The organism is Pseudomonas grandcourensis, assembly GCF_039909015.1.
Taxonomy (GTDB): Bacteria; Pseudomonadota; Gammaproteobacteria; order Pseudomonadales; family Pseudomonadaceae; genus Aquipseudomonas; species Aquipseudomonas grandcourensis.
Map to the genome: position 1 here is coordinate 4587641 of NZ_CP150919.1, position 15839 is coordinate 4603479.

The window sequence follows — 15839 nt, forward strand, 5'->3', positions numbered from 1 at the left end:
ACCGGGTGGTGGGGATGCAGGCAATTCGGCGGGAGATTTGTGGTGTTCGTGCCGGCCTCATCGCGAGCAAGCTCGCTCCTGCAAGGATAAAAAAACCCGCACCTCTTGCAAGGCGCGGGTTCTTTCATTGCATCAGTCGATCAACGCTCGAGCAGGATCCGCAGCATGCGGCGCAGCGGTTCGGCCGCGCCCCACAGCAACTGGTCGCCGACGGTAAACGCGCCGATAAATTGCGAACCCATGTTCAGCTTGCGCAGACGGCCAACCGGGATGTTCAGGGTGCCGGTGACCTTGTTCGGGCTCAGCTCCTGAATGCTGGTTTCGCGGCTGTTCGGCACCAGCTTGACCCAAGGGTTGTGCTGGCTGATCAGCCCTTCGATATCAGCGATCGGCACGTCTTTGTTCAGCTTGATGGTCAGCGCCTGGCTGTGGCAGCGCATGGCGCCGATGCGCACGCAGATGCCATCGACCGGGATCGGGCTCTTGAAGCGACCGAGGATTTTGTTGGTTTCGGCCTGGGCCTTCCACTCTTCGCGGCTCTGGCCGTTCGGCAGTTCCTTGTCGATCCACGGGATCAGGCTGCCGGCCAGCGGTACGCCGAAGTTTTCGGTCGGGTACGCGTCGCTGCGCATGGCTTCGGCCACACGACGGTCGATGTCGAGGATCGCGCTGGCCGGATCGGCCAGTTGATCGGCAACAGCGGCGTGGGTCGCGCCCATTTGCTTGATCAGTTCACGCATGTTCTGCGCGCCGGCACCGGAGGCCGCCTGATAAGTCATGGCGCTCATCCACTCCACCAGACCAGCTTCGAACAGGCCACCAAGGCCCATCAGCATCAGGCTGACGGTGCAGTTGCCGCCGATGTAGTTCTTGGTGCCCGCATCCAGCTGCTGGTCGATGACCTTGCGGTTGACCGGATCCAGAACGATCACCGCGTCATCCTGCATGCGCAGGCTGGAAGCGGCGTCGATCCAGTAACCCTGCCATCCGGCTTCACGCAGCTTGGGGAAGACTTCGCTGGTGTAGTCGCCACCCTGGCAGGTCAGAATCACGTCGAGGGTTTTCAGCTCTTCAATGCTGTAAGCGTCCTTGAGCGGAGCAATGTCCTTGCCCACGGACGGGCCTTGGCCACCGACATTGGAAGTGGTGAAAAACACCGGCTCGATAAGATCGAAATCCTGCTCTTCCAGCATCCGCTGCATGAGCACGGAACCGACCATGCCGCGCCAACCGATCAGACCTACACGTTTCATCGCAACTACACCTTCTTGAAATGTGGGCCGCTACCTTGTCTTGAATTTGGCAGCGGGCCCGAGAGATTACAGATTCCGCAGCGCGGCGACTACTGCGTCACCCATTTCCTGCGTACCGACTTTAGTGCAACCGCCCGACCAGATGTCGCCGGTGCGCAAGCCCTGATCCAGCACCAGGCTGACGGCTTTCTCGATGGCGTCGGCCGCGGCCTGCTGGTTGAAGCTGTAACGCAGCATCATCGACACCGACAAAATGGTCGCCAGCGGGTTGGCAATGCCTTTGCCAGCGATGTCCGGCGCCGAACCGTGGCACGGCTCGTACATGCCCTTGTTGTTGGTGTCCAGGGACGCCGACGGCAGCATGCCGATGGAACCGGTGAGCATCGAGGCCTGGTCGGACAGGATGTCGCCGAACATGTTGTCGGTGACGATCACGTCGAACTGCTTGGGTGCACGCACCAGCTGCATCGCGGCGTTGTCGACGTACATGTGGCTCAGTTCGACTTCAGGATAATCCTTGGCCACTTGTTCGACCACTTCACGCCACAGTTGGCTGGAGGCCAGTACGTTGGCCTTGTCCACCGAGCACAGCTTCTTGCCACGGACCATGGCCATGTCGAAACCGACACGGGCGATGCGGCGGATTTCGCTTTCGCTGTACGGCAGGGTGTCGTAGGACTGGCGTTCGCCGTTTTCCAGGGTACGGGTACCGCGTGGCGCGCCGAAGTAGATGCCGCCGGTCAGTTCGCGAACGATCAGGATGTCCAGCCCGGAAACGATTTCCGGCTTCAGGCTGGAAGCCTCGGCCAGTTGCGGGTACAGGATCGCCGGGCGCAGATTGCCGAACAGGCCCAGTTGCGCACGGATTTTCAGCAGGCCGCGCTCAGGGCGGATGTCACGTTCGATGGCATCCCATTTCGGGCCGCCAACGGCGCCCAGCAACACGGCGTCGGCCGCGCGGGCACGCTCCAGCGTCTCGTCGGCCAACGGCACGCCGTGCTTGTCGATGGCAGCGCCACCGATCACATCAAAGCTCAGCTCGAAGCCCAGGGAGAACTTGTCGCTGGCCAACTCCAGCACCTTGACCGCCTCGGCCATGATTTCCGGGCCAATACCGTCACCTGGGAGAATCAGAATCTGCTTGCTCATGCTTTCCTCATGTCATCAGTCGGTGCGCCCATGGACGCACCCGGAAAAATTCTATCGCTCAGCCATCAGCACCAGTACATCGGTACTGAACGAACCATCGGCCTCTATCTCAAAATATTCGCGTACTTCATTACCCATCGACTGCTGCAACTCGCGGATCGCCGCGCGCATCACTTCAGGCGTGCGCATGCGCTCGACCCAGCTGTTGTACTCCAGGCGCAGGCGCTGACGGGTGGTACTGCGGGTGTGCAGCCCCGCTTCGCTGACCTGGCGCAACCACTCGCCGGCGGAATAATCGCGCACATGGCTGGTGTCGCGCAGCACTTCGACGCTTTGCAGGTAAGTGTCGAACAGCGGGCTACCCGGTGACAACACGTCGACGAACGCCGCCACACCGCCCGGCTTCAGGACTCGACGCACCTCCCGCAGGGCCACGCCCAGATCACTCCAATGGTGCGCCGAATAACGGCTGAAGACGAAATCGAATTCGCCATCGGCGAACGGCAGGCGCTCAGCGGCCCCGTTGACCGTGGTCACGTTGCTCAAGCCACGATCGACAGCGGCAGCGGTCACCACGTCGAGCATCTGCTGCGACAGGTCGTAGGCCACTACTTCTTTCACCAATGAGGCTACGTGAAAACTCACGTGACCGGCGCCGCAGCCAAGGTCCAGGACCCGGGCATCGCTCCGCCCCGCCAGCTCGGCCTGTAGCAGCGCGAATTCAGTGCCTTGAGCGTGGACGGCACTGCTCAGGTAGGCCGAAGCCTGCTCACCGAATTGTTTCTGGACTACCTGGGTGTGCTGGGCGGTGCTGGTCATGGGGACTTCCTTTTAGTCTTGTGGTGCCTGTTCCGACCTCATCGCGGGCAAGCCCGCTCCCACAGTAATTGCGGTGCACACAAAACCTGTGGGAGCGGGCTTGCCCGCGAAGGGGCCGGCCCTGACTACATCAATCTCGGATCAATCACGCGTCGCGAAACAACCAAGGCTGGCTCTCACGATGCTTGGCTTCAAACGTCGCAATCGCATCGCCGTCCTGCAAGGTCAGGCCGATATCGTCCAGGCCGTTGAGCAGGCAATGTTTGCGGAAGGCATCGATTTCGAAGCTCAACACCTTGCCGTCAGGGCGGGTCACGGTCTGGGCTTGCAGATCGACCTGCAACTGATAGCCCGGATTGGCCTCGACCTGCTGGAACAGTTCATCGACTTCGGCATCGCTCAAGATGATCGGCAGCAAGCCGTTCTTGAAGCTGTTGTTGAAGAAGATGTCGGCATAGCTCGGCGCGATGATGCTGCGGAAACCGTACTCTTCCAGGGCCCACGGCGCGTGTTCACGGCTGGAGCCGCAACCGAAGTTCTCACGGGCCAGCAACACGCTGGCGCCCTGGTAACGTTCGGCGTTGAGGACGAAGTCCTTGTTCAGTGGACGCTTGGAGTTGTCCTGGTAAGGCTGGCCCACATCCAGGTAACGCCATTCATCGAACAGGTTCGGGCCAAAGCCCGTGCGCTTGATCGACTTCAGGAATTGCTTCGGAATGATCTGGTCGGTGTCGACGTTGGCACGATCCAAAGGCGCGACAAGACCAGTGTGCTGGGTAAAAGCTTTCATGCTGCGCTCCTTTAGATCAATTCACGGACGTCGATGAAACGACCGTTCACAGCTGCGGCCGCGGCCATGGCCGGGCTGACGAGGTGCGTACGACCACCGGCGCCCTGACGGCCTTCGAAGTTACGGTTGGAGGTCGAGGCGCAATGCTCGCCGGACTCCAAACGGTCCGGGTTCATCGCCAGGCACATCGAGCAACCCGGCTCACGCCATTCGAAACCGGCTTCGAGAAAGATCTTGTCCAGGCCTTCCGATTCCGCCTGGGCTTTGACCAGACCCGAGCCCGGCACGACGATGGCCTGCTTGATGGTCGAGGCCACTTTGCGGCCCTTGGCGATTACCGCCGCAGCGCGCAGGTCTTCGATCCGCGAGTTGGTACAGGAACCGATGAACACGCGGTCGAGCTGAATGTCGGTGATCGCCTGGTTGGCGGTCAAACCCATGTACTTCAAGGCGCGCTCGATGGAACCGCGCTTGACCAGGTCCATTTCCTTCGCAGGATCCGGCACATTCTGATCTACCGCCAACACCATTTCCGGCGAGGTGCCCCAGCTGACTTGCGGCTTGATCTGGGTCGCATCGAGCTCAACTACGGTATCGAATTTGGCGTCGACATCAGACACCAGATCTTTCCAGGCTTCGACGGCCAGGTCCCATTCCGCGCCTTTCGGTGCGAAAGGACGGCCCTTGACGTAAGCCACGGTTTTTTCGTCCGCCGCCACCAGGCCTACGCGAGCGCCGGCTTCGATGGACATGTTGCAGATGGTCATGCGGCCTTCGACGGACAGGTCGCGAATCGCGCTGCCGGTGAATTCGATGGCGTGGCCGTTACCGCCGGCGGTGCCGATCTTGCCGATCACGGCGAGCACGATGTCCTTGGCGGTCACGCCGAACGGCAATTGGCCTTCGACCGCTACCCGCATGTTTTTCATTTTCTTGGCGACCAGGCACTGGGTGGCGAGCACATGCTCGACCTCGGAAGTGCCGATACCGTGAGCCAATGCGCCGAATGCGCCGTGGGTCGAGGTGTGGGAGTCGCCGCAGACCACGGTCATGCCCGGCAAGGTTGCGCCCTGCTCCGGGCCGATGACGTGGACGATGCCCTGGCGAACGTCGTTCATCTTGAACTCGACGATGCCGTATTCATCGCAGTTGTCGTCGAGGGTCTGGACTTGCAGGCGCGAGACCTGGTCAACGATGGCGTCGATGCCGCCCTTGCGCTCCGGTGTGGTCGGTACGTTGTGGTCCGGGGTCGCGATGTTGGCATCGATGCGCCATGGCTTGCGCCCGGCCAGACGCAGGCCTTCGAAGGCTTGCGGCGAGGTCACTTCGTGGATGATGTGACGATCGATGTAGATCAGCGCAGAGCCATCGTCGCGCTGCTTGACCAAATGCGAATCCCAGAGCTTGTCGTAGAGCGTTTTGCCGGCCATCAGACGGTTCCTCATCAGCTTGTTTCTATGCCCCGGGCCTTGATGTGCTCAATAACCCTTTGGCTTGTGAGGCTGATCCTATGGGGTTACATTAAATAACTCAAATTCATATTTTTTATGCTTTGGATAACCAGCTGGAATACGACCATGGACCTGGCCAACCTCAATGCTTTTATTGCCATCGCCGAGACCGGAAGCTTCTCCGGCGCCGGCGAGCGGCTGCACCTGACCCAACCTGCGATCAGCAAACGTATCGCCGGCCTGGAGCAGCAATTGAAGGTGCGCTTGTTCGATCGCCTGGGGCGTGAAGTGAGCCTGACCGAGGCCGGGCGCGCCCTGCTGCCGCGGGCCTACCAGATTCTCAATGTCCTTGATGATACGCGCCGCGCCCTGACCAACCTCACCGGCGAAGTGACCGGCCGTCTGACCCTGGCCACCAGTCACCACATCGGCCTGCACCGTTTGCCGCCCTTATTAAGGGAGTTCACCCGGCGATACCCACAGGTGGCGCTGGATATTCAGTTCCTCGATTCGGAAGTGGCCTACGAGGAAATTATCCATGGCCGCGCCGAACTGGCGGTCATTACCCTGGCGCCGGAACCCCATGCGCTGGTCAAGGCCACCCCCGTGTGGGACGACTCGCTGGATTTCGTGGTCGCCCCGGAGCATTCGTTGCTCAATAACGGCAAGGTCAGCCTGGCGGACATCGCCCGACACCCGGCGGTCTTCCCCGGCGGCAACACCTTTACCCACCACATTGTGCAGCGGCTGTTTGAAGCCCAGGGCCTGACGCCCAACATCGCCATGAGCACCAACTACCTTGAAACCATCAAGATGATGGTCTCGATCGGCCTGGCCTGGAGCGTTTTGCCGCGCACCATGCTCGATGACCAGGTGGCGCGCATACCTTTGCCGGGCATACAGCTCACTCGCCAGCTAGGCTATATCCTGCACACGGAAAGGACACTGTCGAACGCCGCGCGGGCCTTCATGGCGCTGCTGGATGCTCAACTCGATCCGCCAGGGACTCAAGGCTAAGTTGTGCTACTCCTATAGAGCCGCGAATTCCCGTGCCAAACGCCCATTCAGCCTAAGGCTTGCCAATGCCCAAATCTGTTGATCGTATTCCGCCTATGCCGCGTATACAGGCACTTGACCCGAAAAACTCCGAACAGAGCTGGGAAAGTGCCTCACAACTGTTGGCCGCGCTCAACGGCGCGCGCCTGGGTGCCTGGTATTGGGACATCGAGCGCGGGCAGATCAGCTGGTCCCGGGGCACACAGGCGCTGTTCGGCTTCGACCCCCGCAAACCGTTGCCTTCGGACCTGGAATACCTTGACCTGCTGCCCCCGGAGGATCGCGCGAAAACCCTTCGCGCATTCCATGCGGTCATCGCTGGCGCGCCACTGGAGCAAGCGATGCATCACCGCATCCGCTGGCCCGATGGCAGCCTGCACTGGCTGGAAATCAACGGCAGCCTATTGCCGGACAAGCACGGCAGGCCACGGATGATCGGCGTTATCCGCGAGATTACCCACCAGCGCCAGCGCGAACAGGCGTTAAGCAGCTCGGAAAAACGCTTCGCCACCCTGTTTCACCTGTGCCCGAACATGGTCCTGCTGACCCGCCAGGAAGACGGCCTGATCTCCGAAGCCAACCAGTATTTCGAAAGCCTGTTCGGCTGGCCGGTGCAAAACGCGATCGGCCGCACCACCCTGGAGCTGGGCCTGTGGGTACATCCCGAGCAACGGGACGAACTGGTCAAGGCCACTAAAGCCAAAGGCGACCTGGTCAGCATGGAAGTGCAGTTTCGCGCCAGCAATGGCCAGATCCACGACGGCATCCTCAGTGCGCAAAAGGTCGAGCTCGAAGGCCAGCCCTATCTACTGAGCACCTTCCTTGACACCACCGAACGCAAAGTCGCCGAACAGGCCCTCAAGGACAGCCAGGAACGCCTCGACCTGGCCCTGGACTCGGCGCAACTCGGCACCTGGGACTGGCACATTCCCAGCGGCATGCTCTACGGATCGGCACGGGCCGCCCAACTGCACGGCCTGGACGCCAAACCTTTCCACGAGTCCTTCGACGAGTTCTTCGAAGGCGTGCCCGGCGAAGAACGCGACACCATGCGCGACGCTTACCGCAGCCTGCGTGAAGGCCCGGCCGGCAACTACCAATTGACCTACCGCGTGCAATTGCCCGACGGCAGCTCGCGCTACCTGGAAAGCCGTGCCCGCCTCTACCGTGATGACAGCGGCGTGCCAGTGCGCATGGCCGGCACATTGCTCGACATCACCGACCAGGTGGAGCGCGAACAACGGCTGGTGGCCTCCGAAGAAAAATTCGCCACGCTATTCCAGGTCAGCCCCGATCCGATCTGCGTCACCCGCCAGGACTCCGGCCAGTTCATTGAAATCAACTCCAGCTTCACCCAGACCTTCGGCTGGAGCACCGCCGACGTGATCGGCCGCAGCGCCGACGAAATCGGCCTGTGGGACGCCTCGGCGAAAAGCCTGCGACGGATCGAACAAGTGATCCGCGAACAAGGCCTGAACAACGTGGCCATTCTGGTCCAGCACAAGGACGGACAGGTCTTGACCTGCGTGATTTCCAGCCGTCAGATCAGCGTCGGCGACCAGCCCTGCATCGTCACCACGCTGCGTGACATCACCCAGCAACAACGCTCGGAAGCGGCGCTCAAGGCCAGTGAGGAGAAATTCGCCAAGGCCTTCCACTCCAGCCCCGACGCCATCACCATCACCGAACGCGATACCGGACGCTATCTGGAGGTCAACGACGGTTTCTGCCGCCTGACCGGCTACCGCGCCGAGGAAGTGGTGGGCCGCACGGTGTACCAGGTCGGGATCTGGGCTGAAGAAAAACAACGCTCGGCGCTGCTGGCTGAATTGCAGATCAAGGGCCGGGTTCATCACCAGGAAATGCTCGGGCGCAACAAGCTCGGCGAACTGCTCACCGTCGAAGTCTCGGTGGAACCGATCACCCTCAACGAAACCGCCTGCCTGCTGCTGACCGCACGAGACGTCAGCCTGCTGAAAAACGCCGAAGCGCAGATCCGCCACCTGGCCTACCACGACCCACTGACCAACCTGCCCAACCGCGCCTTGCTGATGGACCGCCTGAGCCAGCAGATCGCCTTGCTCAAACGGCATAACCTGCGCGGCGCGCTGATGTTCCTCGACCTCGACCACTTCAAGCACATCAACGACTCCCTCGGGCACCCGGTGGGCGATACCGTGCTGAAAATCATTACCGCGCGCCTGGAAGCCAGCGTGCGCATGGAGGACACCGTTGCGCGCCTGGGCGGTGACGAATTCGTGGTATTGCTCAGCGGCCTCGAAGGCTCGCGCAGCGAGGTCAGCGAACAGGTTCGCGAAGTGGCCGACACCATCCGCGAGTTGCTGTCCGAACCAATGTTCCTCGACGGCCAGCGCCTGCAAGTGACACCCAGCATCGGCATTGCCCTGATCCCCGATCACGGTTCGACCCCGACCGACCTGCTCAAACGCGCCGACATCGCGCTTTATCGCGCCAAGGACTCGGGGCGCAATACCGCGCAGATGTACCACAACACCATGCAGAAGGCCGCGAGCGAACGCCTGCGCATGGAAACCGACCTGCGCCTGGCGCTTTCCCGGGGCGAATTTCGCGTGCATTACCAACCCCAGGTCGACGCCCGGGGCGACCGCATCGTTGGTGCCGAGGCCCTGGTACGCTGGAATCATCCGGAGCTTGGCGCGCAGTCACCCACCGAGTTCATCAAGGTGCTGGAAGACAGCGGACTGATTCTGGAGGTTGGCACCTGGATCCTCGACGAAGCCTGCCAGGCCTTCAAACGATTGATCGACGACGGCCTGGTGAATCCGTACAAGTTCAGCCTGTGCGTGAACATCAGCCCGCGCCAGTTCCGCCAGAACGACTTCGTCGAACGGATTGAAAACAGCCTGGCCAGCTATGGCCTGCCCTGCTCCCTGTTGAAGCTGGAAATCACCGAAGGCATCGTCATCCAGAACCTGGAAGACACCATCAGCAAAATGCGCCGCCTGAAAAAGCTCGGTGTGAGCTTCGCCATGGACGACTTCGGCACCGGCTACTCCTCGCTGACCTACCTCAAGCGCTTGCCGGTCGACACCCTGAAAATCGACCAGTCATTCATCCGCGACGCCACCAGCGACCCGAACGACGCCGAGATCATCCGCGCCATCGTCGCCATGGCCCGCAGCCTGGATTTGAAGGTGATTGCCGAAGGGGTGGAAACAGCGGAACAGCTGGAGTTTTTGCAGGGGCTGGAGTGTCACTTCTACCAGGGGTATTTGCACAGCCAGCCGTTGCCGGTTGAGGAGTTTCAGTTATTGCTCAAATAGGCGGTGGGGGGATCATTCTCACTCGCCAACCATCAGGTGACTTGAATACAGAACAAACCTACACCAGATTAAGAAACGTCTGATTTATCCCCCTTATCGCCTCACCTAGCGTGCTCGTCCCTGCAGATTACAGAAGGACAGATCAGGCATGAGGCGCTATCACATCACCGTCGGGGCCAAAACCACTGCTGACGGCACCGTGCGTACCGGCTGGGACTGCAGCACGATCAATGGCCAGGCCATGGCCCGCGAAGGCGATGAGGTCGATTGCCCGAAATGCGACAGCACCGGGACGATTGTCTGCGACGGCCCGCGTCTGGTGGATCTGCTGGAGGAGCGTAACGCCGCTCTGGACGGTGACCTGTGCAAGTGCAAGTGCGACCCCCTGCCACGGCTGATTGCCAACCAGACCCTCAGTTGTCAAGAGATCGAGGGCGGCTTCGCGCCGCATGCCCGAGCCACCGCCCAACCCACGACGCCGGTCACGCCTCGCCCTTCGACAGCCGAACCTCACCCTTCCGGGTTTACTTCAGCGCCAAAGACTGCCACGCCTTCCTTCAGCGAACGGCCGGGAACGGTCTGCGAGAACCTCTGGCGCGGCTACCAGCAACGAGTCGAAAACGTCGTGGCGCCGGGTGGCAGGCTGATCACCGACCCGAAAGCGCGCAACAAAGCAATCAACGCAGCGTACGCGCAGTTGTGGCGTCATGATCAGCGCTTCCAGTGGGCGGGGCTGGCGGCCTTTGCCTCGAAACAGGTCGGTTGTGGTCTGCTGCATGCGGCCGAATCGATCGACAAGATGCAAGCAGAAGAAGAGGCAATGCAGCAATTGAGGGAAAGTTCCCGAAAAGGGCTGGCCGGAATGCTCAGCCCCAGCGAGCGGGAAAAGCGGGCGACGATTCGGGAGTTTGAACAGCGCCAGCGCGACTACGAACAGGCCAACCGTGACAACCCGATGTGGGGCTTCACCCATTGGGGTGTCGACATTGCGTTGCCCCTCGCGCAACGGATGTACCGGTTCGTGCACGAGATGCTGGCCATGGGCAATACCACGCTGTTCCTGGATGTGTATCCGCTGCATGTGTTCTATGCGGAGCGGGGGTTGGAGGCGCTTAAGGCTTGTCTGGATTCACGGAAGAACATCTATGGCACTGGTGAGCATCCGGTGCTGTGGCCGGTCGGGCAGGAAACGCTGAAGTTTGGGACCGATCATGATGAAATCCTCCTGGCCTTCGAAGCGATTGAGGCTGGCAATATCGCGCAAAGTGTCGCGTTTCTTGCAACGCACGAGCAGGTCAATATTTTGCAACCGGCGATGTACGATGACACTGGACTGAAATGGTTGCTGCGCGGTAACCATTTCTCCTACGTCACCAACCTTCCTTCCGGGGCTGCTCAGGCCATTGAACTGACCCTGGCCAGCCAGTGCCGTCCCGTCGAGGACAGACGCACCATTGGGTTTAGCAACTTTCCCTTCGCGGACCTGGCCGACGTCGAGCGGCGCATGGCCTTCGTGCTCAAGGCCGCGGCGCAGTTTGACGATCTGCTGCATAGCGACCAGCGCGATCGGATTGAGCAGTCGATTCGGGAGATCGCTCTAAGTGGAGGAGTGCGATGAGTCTGTTGCATCGTTTAGGCTGGCGCCGCAACTTCTCGTTGCTGGCAGTCGCGGCCCTCCTGACAGCAGCGGCAATTCAAGTCCTGTCGGATGAACCGGAAATCGCCCTACTCATTGGCGAGCCTTACGAGGCTATGCGTCAGCGCTCCAGCGCGGCCATCGGTCCGGCTATTCCCGGGCAGGTGTCGTTCAACATTCCAAAGACCGATGCCCGTCTGCGTTTCATGGATCCCGAGTACAGTTTTATAACCCCGCTAGCCAGCTTTTTTACGATTATTTATAACAAAGAGGTGATCAACAGCGTCCGCATGTCCCCGCAAATCGAGCCACTACTGCTCGACGACACCCTCAAGGTCGTACTTGATCTGCAAGAGCAATGGCGTAAAGCCGGCTGGGTACCCATCCGGCTCAAGGACTACCCATCGTTCGCCGACACCTCGCAATGGCGAGCCCAACTGCGCGACGTCAACAAAGGCGGTACAGCCTACTGGCGAGCCGGTGACAAGTACCAACTGATGCTGGTGGTCAGTCGCTTCAGGGACAACAAGCGTCCCACCGAGGAACGCTACCTCATCACATTGGGAATCCACCGATCACGGGGCGTGCAATGAGTCTGTTGCAGTGCATGGGGGCTGAACTTGAGTCAAAAAAAGACCCCGACAAGTCGGGGTCTTCTGGTGTCGGTCGGCTGAGTGACGCTCACTCAGCCCGACCTTTGACTATGACTCAGTGTTGCAGAGCATTATTCTGCGTGCCGTTGATCGGGATGCGCTTGGCTTTCGCCTCTTCCGGAACCACGCGCAGCAGGTCGATACTCAACAGACCGTTGCTCAGGCCGGCAGCCTTGATCTCGATGTGGTCCGCCAGACGGAAGGACAGTTTGAAGGCACGTTGCGCAATGCCCTGATACAGATAAGTGACGTCTTCGTTCGCGTCGCGTTTACCGCCACTGATGGTCAGCACACCTTTCTCGACTTCGAGTTCCAGATCTTCTTCCTGGAAACCGGCCGCGGCAATCACGATGCGGTATTGATCGTCGCCGTGTTTCTCCACGTTATAGGGTGGATAGCTGCTGCCTGGCTCGTTGCGCAGGGCGGTTTCGAACAGGTCGTTGAAACGGTCGAAACCTACCGAGGAACGGAACAGTGGGGCCAGGGATAATGTAGTAGCCATGATGCAAATCTCCTGAAAACAATCAGCAAGGTTTTTTGTCTCCGCGACCCGAATTCGGCATCGCGTAATCCTTAAATAGGGACCGCTGATTGCATTTCAAGAGGTTATTTTCAGCTTTTTTTACAACAAGTTTCAGGCCGCTTCCGCCACGGGCAGACCCAGCAAATGCGAGACGTTATCCAGCTCAGTCTCACGGCGCAGCACGGTGAAAAGCTCAACCGCCTCGGGATAATTGCGGGTCAACATCGCCAGCCATTGTTTCAGGCGGCCCGGTGACTGGCGTGGCGTCATCTGTGCCTTGGCTTGCAGCCAGAAGTCCTGGATCAACGGCAGCAACTCGGCCCAGGTCATCTCGACGACCTCCTCCCCGGCCCGCGCTGCGGCGATCTGCCGGGCAAGGTCCGGACGCGAAACCAGGCCGCGACCGAGCATGATGTCTTCCACGCCGCTGATCTCGCGGCAGCGACGCCAGTCTTCGACGCTCCAGATGTCGCCATTGGCGAACACCGGCACCTTGACCACGTCCTGCACGCGTGGAATCCACTCCCAGTGCGCCGGCGGCTTGTAGCCGTCGACCTTGGTCCGCGCGTGCACCACGATATGTTCGGCGCCGCCTTCGGCCAAGGCCGTGGCACACACCAGCGAACCGTCCGGGCTGTCGAAGCCCAGGCGCATCTTGGCGGTGACTGGAATGTGCGCGGGAACGGCACGACGGACGTGCTCGACAATCTGGTTGAGCAGCTCAGGCTCCTTGAGCAATACCGCGCCGCCACGGGATTTATTGACGGTCTTGGCTGGACAGCCGAAGTTCAGGTCGATCACTTCGGAACCCAGCTCGCAGGCCAGCGCGGCATTTTCCGCCAGGCACACCGGGTCGGAGCCGAGCAGTTGCACACGCAGCGGCACGCCGGAGGCTGTCCGGGCACCGTTGAGCAACTCCGGGCCGAACTTGTGGAAATAGGCAGGTGTGAGCAACTGGTCGTTGACCCGAATGAACTCGGTCACGCACCAGTCAATACCACCCACGCGGGTCAGCACATCGCGCAGGATGTCGTCGACCAACCCCTCCATGGGCGCCAAAGCAATTTGCATGAAAAACACACTCGAGGAAAAACGTGCGGCAGTTTACTGGATTGCGCGGAGAATCTGCAGAACATCGCGACCACCTGTGGGAGCGAGCAGGCTCGCTCCCACATGAGATCAGGGTTGCACCAACTCCTGCGCCCGGATCGCCGGGCCATAGCCCTCGATGAACTCTACTGGCATGCGCTTGGGCTTGCCGGTAGACAGTTCGATGCAGACGAACGTGGTCTGCGCGCGCAATAGCGTGGTGTTGTCGCTGGGGCGGATCAGCTGGAAGTGTCGGGTCATTTTCAGGCGCTGATCCCAATCGACGATCCAGGTCGCCAATTGCAACTCATCATCCTCATAGGCTGCCGCCAGGTAATCGATCTCGTGCCGCACCACCGCCATCGCCCGGTCCAGCCGCCGATATTCGACCAGGTCCAGGCCAAGGCGCTGGGAGTGGCGCCAGGCACAGCGTTCGAGCCAGGTCACGTAGACCGCGTTGTTCGCGTGCCCCAGCCCGTCAATGTCCTCGGCGCTCACTTGCAGATCAATGATGAACGGCGTTTCCCGATCCCAGCCCATGCCCGACTCCCTGGTCAGATAATTTAGACCGGGGCAGTGTAACGGAAGCTCAGGCGGATTGGCGTGATTGCAAACTGCGCCCGGCCAGCAGTGATATCACGCCATCAATCACCCGCGGGTCGGCCAGCACTCGCTGATGACCACCGTCTTTCAAACGCAACAAGCGGCTGTCGAACCAGGCTTCGTGAATCAGCTGGGATTCCTTCACAGAGACGAGGTTGTCGTCTTCGGCGTGGACAATCAGGCCGGGCATGTCGAGTTGATAGTGCGCGACATCCAGCGTCGCGGCTCGCATGCCGACGTCTTGCTCGACCTGGCGAATGAACGCCGAGCGGGCCTTCGGTGGCAGCCCGACATAGCGGGCAAAACCACGCAACACGCCGAGAATCCGCGCCGGAGCGGCAATGGTGACCAGGGTTTCGGTGCGCAAGCCCAACTGGACCGCGAGCATCGCACTAGCGCCGCCCATGGAGTGGCCGATGACCGCTTGCAGGGGTGGCAGTTCGGCGGCCGCTTCAAGCATGGCCCGGGCGAACAGCACCACATTCGCCTCACTGCCCGGCGAGCGACCATGGGCCGGACCATCCAGGGCCACGACCGAGTAACCGGTATCGACCAGCGCGGTGATGAGGCTGGCAAACTGCGTCGGCCGCCCTTCCCAACCATGCATCAGCAAGACTGCCGGGCCCTGGCCCCAGCGCAAGGCCGAGAGGCCGAAACGCAGGGTGATCCGCTCGGACTTGGCCAACAGTGGCAGCTCCCAGTCACGCAGCGGCAGATCCCGTGGCGTCATGAACGCCTGTCGCATTTTGCTTGCGACCAGTTTCGGGGCGAACCAGCCCAAGGTGCCATTAACGCCACGAACCCACTTTAACGCGCTCATCGCATTCTCCTCAGGCCGCAGCCTTCAGGTCAACGCACTGCCGATTTGGCGGCGCGCAGTAATCGATCGGACAACTCTCCCGGCCCCAGCGCCCGCGCCAGAGCCAGCCCACCCACCATCAAGGCCATGTCGGCCAGGGCTTTTTCGGTTTCTTCAGGACTGGCCGCCAACTGCGCGACCATCAATTCCACATGCTCGTTGAGAGCGACACGAAACGCTTCCGGCAACCGCCCCAGTTCGCCGACCGAAGCCGGGATCGGACAGGCCGATTCGGAGGAATCACGGTGCTTGCGCGACAGATAAAACGCTGCCACCAGCGCGCGACGCTCTTCACCGGTCAACTGCGCGTCCATGTCGGCAATCAGGTCGCGACGATGACCGAGCAATTGCCTGAACGCCTCAAGCATCATCGCGTCCTTGCTTTCGAAGTGGGCGTAGAAGCCGCCGACCGTCAGGCCCGCCGCGCCCATCACTTCGCCCACACTTGGCTCGGCCGGGCCGCGTTGAATCAGCGCTGCGCTGGCAGCCTTGAGGATGCGTTCTCGGGTTTGAGCTTTTTTATCGTTCATCGTTGCCTCCGAATATTACGATTGAAATATTATTCTCATAATAAATTTTAGCAAGTCATGTGTGTGACCGCTGGTCTGAAGAACAGTTTTTTTGGAAATGGAGGAATTTGGCCAAACGCCAGA

At 60.7% G+C, this 15839-nt stretch carries 14 protein-coding genes; 4 read left to right on the top strand and 10 right to left on the bottom strand.

Features of this window, described 5'->3' with window-relative positions:
• Positions 1-140: 140 nt before the first annotated feature.
• From asd to leuC, 5 genes are all read right to left on the bottom strand, one after another.
• A complete protein-coding gene (gene asd / locus AABM52_RS20515) occupies positions 141-1253 on the bottom strand; it encodes an aspartate-semialdehyde dehydrogenase (RefSeq protein ID WP_223464706.1) in 1113 nt (370 codons plus the stop codon).
• A gap of 66 nt (positions 1254-1319) precedes the next feature.
• Positions 1320-2402, bottom strand: coding sequence for a 3-isopropylmalate dehydrogenase (gene leuB, locus AABM52_RS20520; protein WP_347907592.1), 1083 nt, complete (start codon positions 2400-2402; stop codon positions 1320-1322).
• A gap of 51 nt (positions 2403-2453) precedes the next feature.
• Positions 2454-3221 carry a class I SAM-dependent methyltransferase gene (locus tag AABM52_RS20525; RefSeq protein ID WP_347907593.1) on the bottom strand — a complete coding sequence of 256 codons (768 nt, stop codon included), beginning with the start codon at positions 3219-3221 and terminating at the stop codon, positions 2454-2456.
• A 145-nt stretch (positions 3222-3366) separates the two neighbouring features.
• The gene (leuD, locus tag AABM52_RS20530; protein WP_347907594.1) at positions 3367-4011 is read right to left on the bottom strand and encodes a 3-isopropylmalate dehydratase small subunit; all 645 of its coding nucleotides are present in this window, start codon (positions 4009-4011) and stop codon (positions 3367-3369) included.
• Positions 4012-4022: 11 nt separating this feature from the next.
• Positions 4023-5441 carry a 3-isopropylmalate dehydratase large subunit gene (gene leuC, locus AABM52_RS20535; RefSeq protein WP_347907595.1) on the bottom strand — a complete coding sequence of 473 codons (1419 nt, stop codon included), beginning with the start codon at positions 5439-5441 and terminating at the stop codon, positions 4023-4025.
• Positions 5442-5588: 147 nt separating this feature from the next.
• Here leuC and AABM52_RS20540 point away from each other — a divergent pair, with 147 nt between their 5' ends.
• From AABM52_RS20540 to AABM52_RS20555, 4 genes are all read left to right on the top strand, one after another.
• Positions 5589-6479: a LysR family transcriptional regulator gene (locus tag AABM52_RS20540; RefSeq protein WP_347907596.1), complete on the top strand. Its 891-nt coding sequence runs from the start codon at positions 5589-5591 to the stop codon at positions 6477-6479.
• A gap of 65 nt (positions 6480-6544) precedes the next feature.
• Complete coding sequence (locus tag AABM52_RS20545; protein WP_347907597.1) at positions 6545-9823, top strand: EAL domain-containing protein; 3279 nt, start codon at positions 6545-6547, stop codon at positions 9821-9823.
• Between the two features lie 148 nt (positions 9824-9971).
• Positions 9972-11441, top strand: a complete 1470-nt coding sequence (locus AABM52_RS20550; RefSeq protein ID WP_347907598.1) for a PAAR domain-containing protein — start codon at positions 9972-9974, stop codon at positions 11439-11441.
• Positions 11438-12052: a hypothetical protein gene (locus AABM52_RS20555; protein WP_347907599.1), complete on the top strand. Its 615-nt coding sequence runs from the start codon at positions 11438-11440 to the stop codon at positions 12050-12052. Before AABM52_RS20550 ends, AABM52_RS20555 begins: the two co-directional genes overlap by 4 nt.
• A gap of 115 nt (positions 12053-12167) precedes the next feature.
• Here AABM52_RS20555 and AABM52_RS20560 read toward each other — a convergent pair whose 3' ends face one another.
• From AABM52_RS20560 to AABM52_RS20580, 5 genes are all read right to left on the bottom strand, one after another.
• Positions 12168-12614: an Hsp20 family protein gene (locus AABM52_RS20560; RefSeq protein WP_347907600.1), complete on the bottom strand. Its 447-nt coding sequence runs from the start codon at positions 12612-12614 to the stop codon at positions 12168-12170.
• Between the two features lie 132 nt (positions 12615-12746).
• Positions 12747-13706, bottom strand: a complete 960-nt coding sequence (locus AABM52_RS20565; RefSeq protein WP_108217793.1) for a tRNA-dihydrouridine synthase — start codon at positions 13704-13706, stop codon at positions 12747-12749.
• Positions 13707-13814: 108 nt separating this feature from the next.
• Positions 13815-14264: a thioesterase family protein gene (locus tag AABM52_RS20570; RefSeq protein WP_347907601.1), complete on the bottom strand. Its 450-nt coding sequence runs from the start codon at positions 14262-14264 to the stop codon at positions 13815-13817.
• A 49-nt stretch (positions 14265-14313) separates the two neighbouring features.
• Positions 14314-15147, bottom strand: coding sequence for an alpha/beta fold hydrolase (locus tag AABM52_RS20575; protein ID WP_347907602.1), 834 nt, complete (start codon positions 15145-15147; stop codon positions 14314-14316).
• A gap of 29 nt (positions 15148-15176) precedes the next feature.
• Positions 15177-15716 carry a TetR/AcrR family transcriptional regulator gene (locus AABM52_RS20580; protein WP_008050839.1) on the bottom strand — a complete coding sequence of 180 codons (540 nt, stop codon included), beginning with the start codon at positions 15714-15716 and terminating at the stop codon, positions 15177-15179.
• Positions 15717-15839: the final 123 nt, after the last annotated feature.

Bases quoted from the DNA above. Each gene is read 5' to 3' on its own strand.
- AABM52_RS20545 (WP_347907597.1), top strand. From the start codon at position 6,545: ATGCCCAAATCTGTTGATCGTATTCCGCCTATGCCGCGTATACAGGCA.
- leuB (WP_347907592.1), bottom strand. From the start codon at position 2,402: ATGAGCAAGCAGATTCTGATTCTCCCAGGTGACGGTATTGGCCCGGAA.
- leuC (WP_347907595.1), bottom strand. From the start codon at position 5,441: ATGGCCGGCAAAACGCTCTACGACAAGCTCTGGGATTCGCATTTGGTC.
- leuD (WP_347907594.1), bottom strand. From the start codon at position 4,011: ATGAAAGCTTTTACCCAGCACACTGGTCTTGTCGCGCCTTTGGATCGT.
- AABM52_RS20540 (WP_347907596.1), top strand. From the start codon at position 5,589: ATGGACCTGGCCAACCTCAATGCTTTTATTGCCATCGCCGAGACCGGA.
- AABM52_RS20580 (WP_008050839.1), bottom strand. From the start codon at position 15,716: ATGAACGATAAAAAAGCTCAAACCCGAGAACGCATCCTCAAGGCTGCC.
- AABM52_RS20525 (WP_347907593.1), bottom strand. From the start codon at position 3,221: ATGACCAGCACCGCCCAGCACACCCAGGTAGTCCAGAAACAATTCGGT.
- AABM52_RS20550 (WP_347907598.1), top strand. From the start codon at position 9,972: ATGAGGCGCTATCACATCACCGTCGGGGCCAAAACCACTGCTGACGGC.
- AABM52_RS20555 (WP_347907599.1), top strand. From the start codon at position 11,438: ATGAGTCTGTTGCATCGTTTAGGCTGGCGCCGCAACTTCTCGTTGCTG.
- AABM52_RS20570 (WP_347907601.1), bottom strand. From the start codon at position 14,264: ATGGGCTGGGATCGGGAAACGCCGTTCATCATTGATCTGCAAGTGAGC.
- AABM52_RS20575 (WP_347907602.1), bottom strand. From the start codon at position 15,147: ATGAGCGCGTTAAAGTGGGTTCGTGGCGTTAATGGCACCTTGGGCTGG.
- AABM52_RS20560 (WP_347907600.1), bottom strand. From the start codon at position 12,614: ATGGCTACTACATTATCCCTGGCCCCACTGTTCCGTTCCTCGGTAGGT.
- asd (WP_223464706.1), bottom strand. From the start codon at position 1,253: ATGAAACGTGTAGGTCTGATCGGTTGGCGCGGCATGGTCGGTTCCGTG.
- AABM52_RS20565 (WP_108217793.1), bottom strand. From the start codon at position 13,706: ATGCAAATTGCTTTGGCGCCCATGGAGGGGTTGGTCGACGACATCCTG.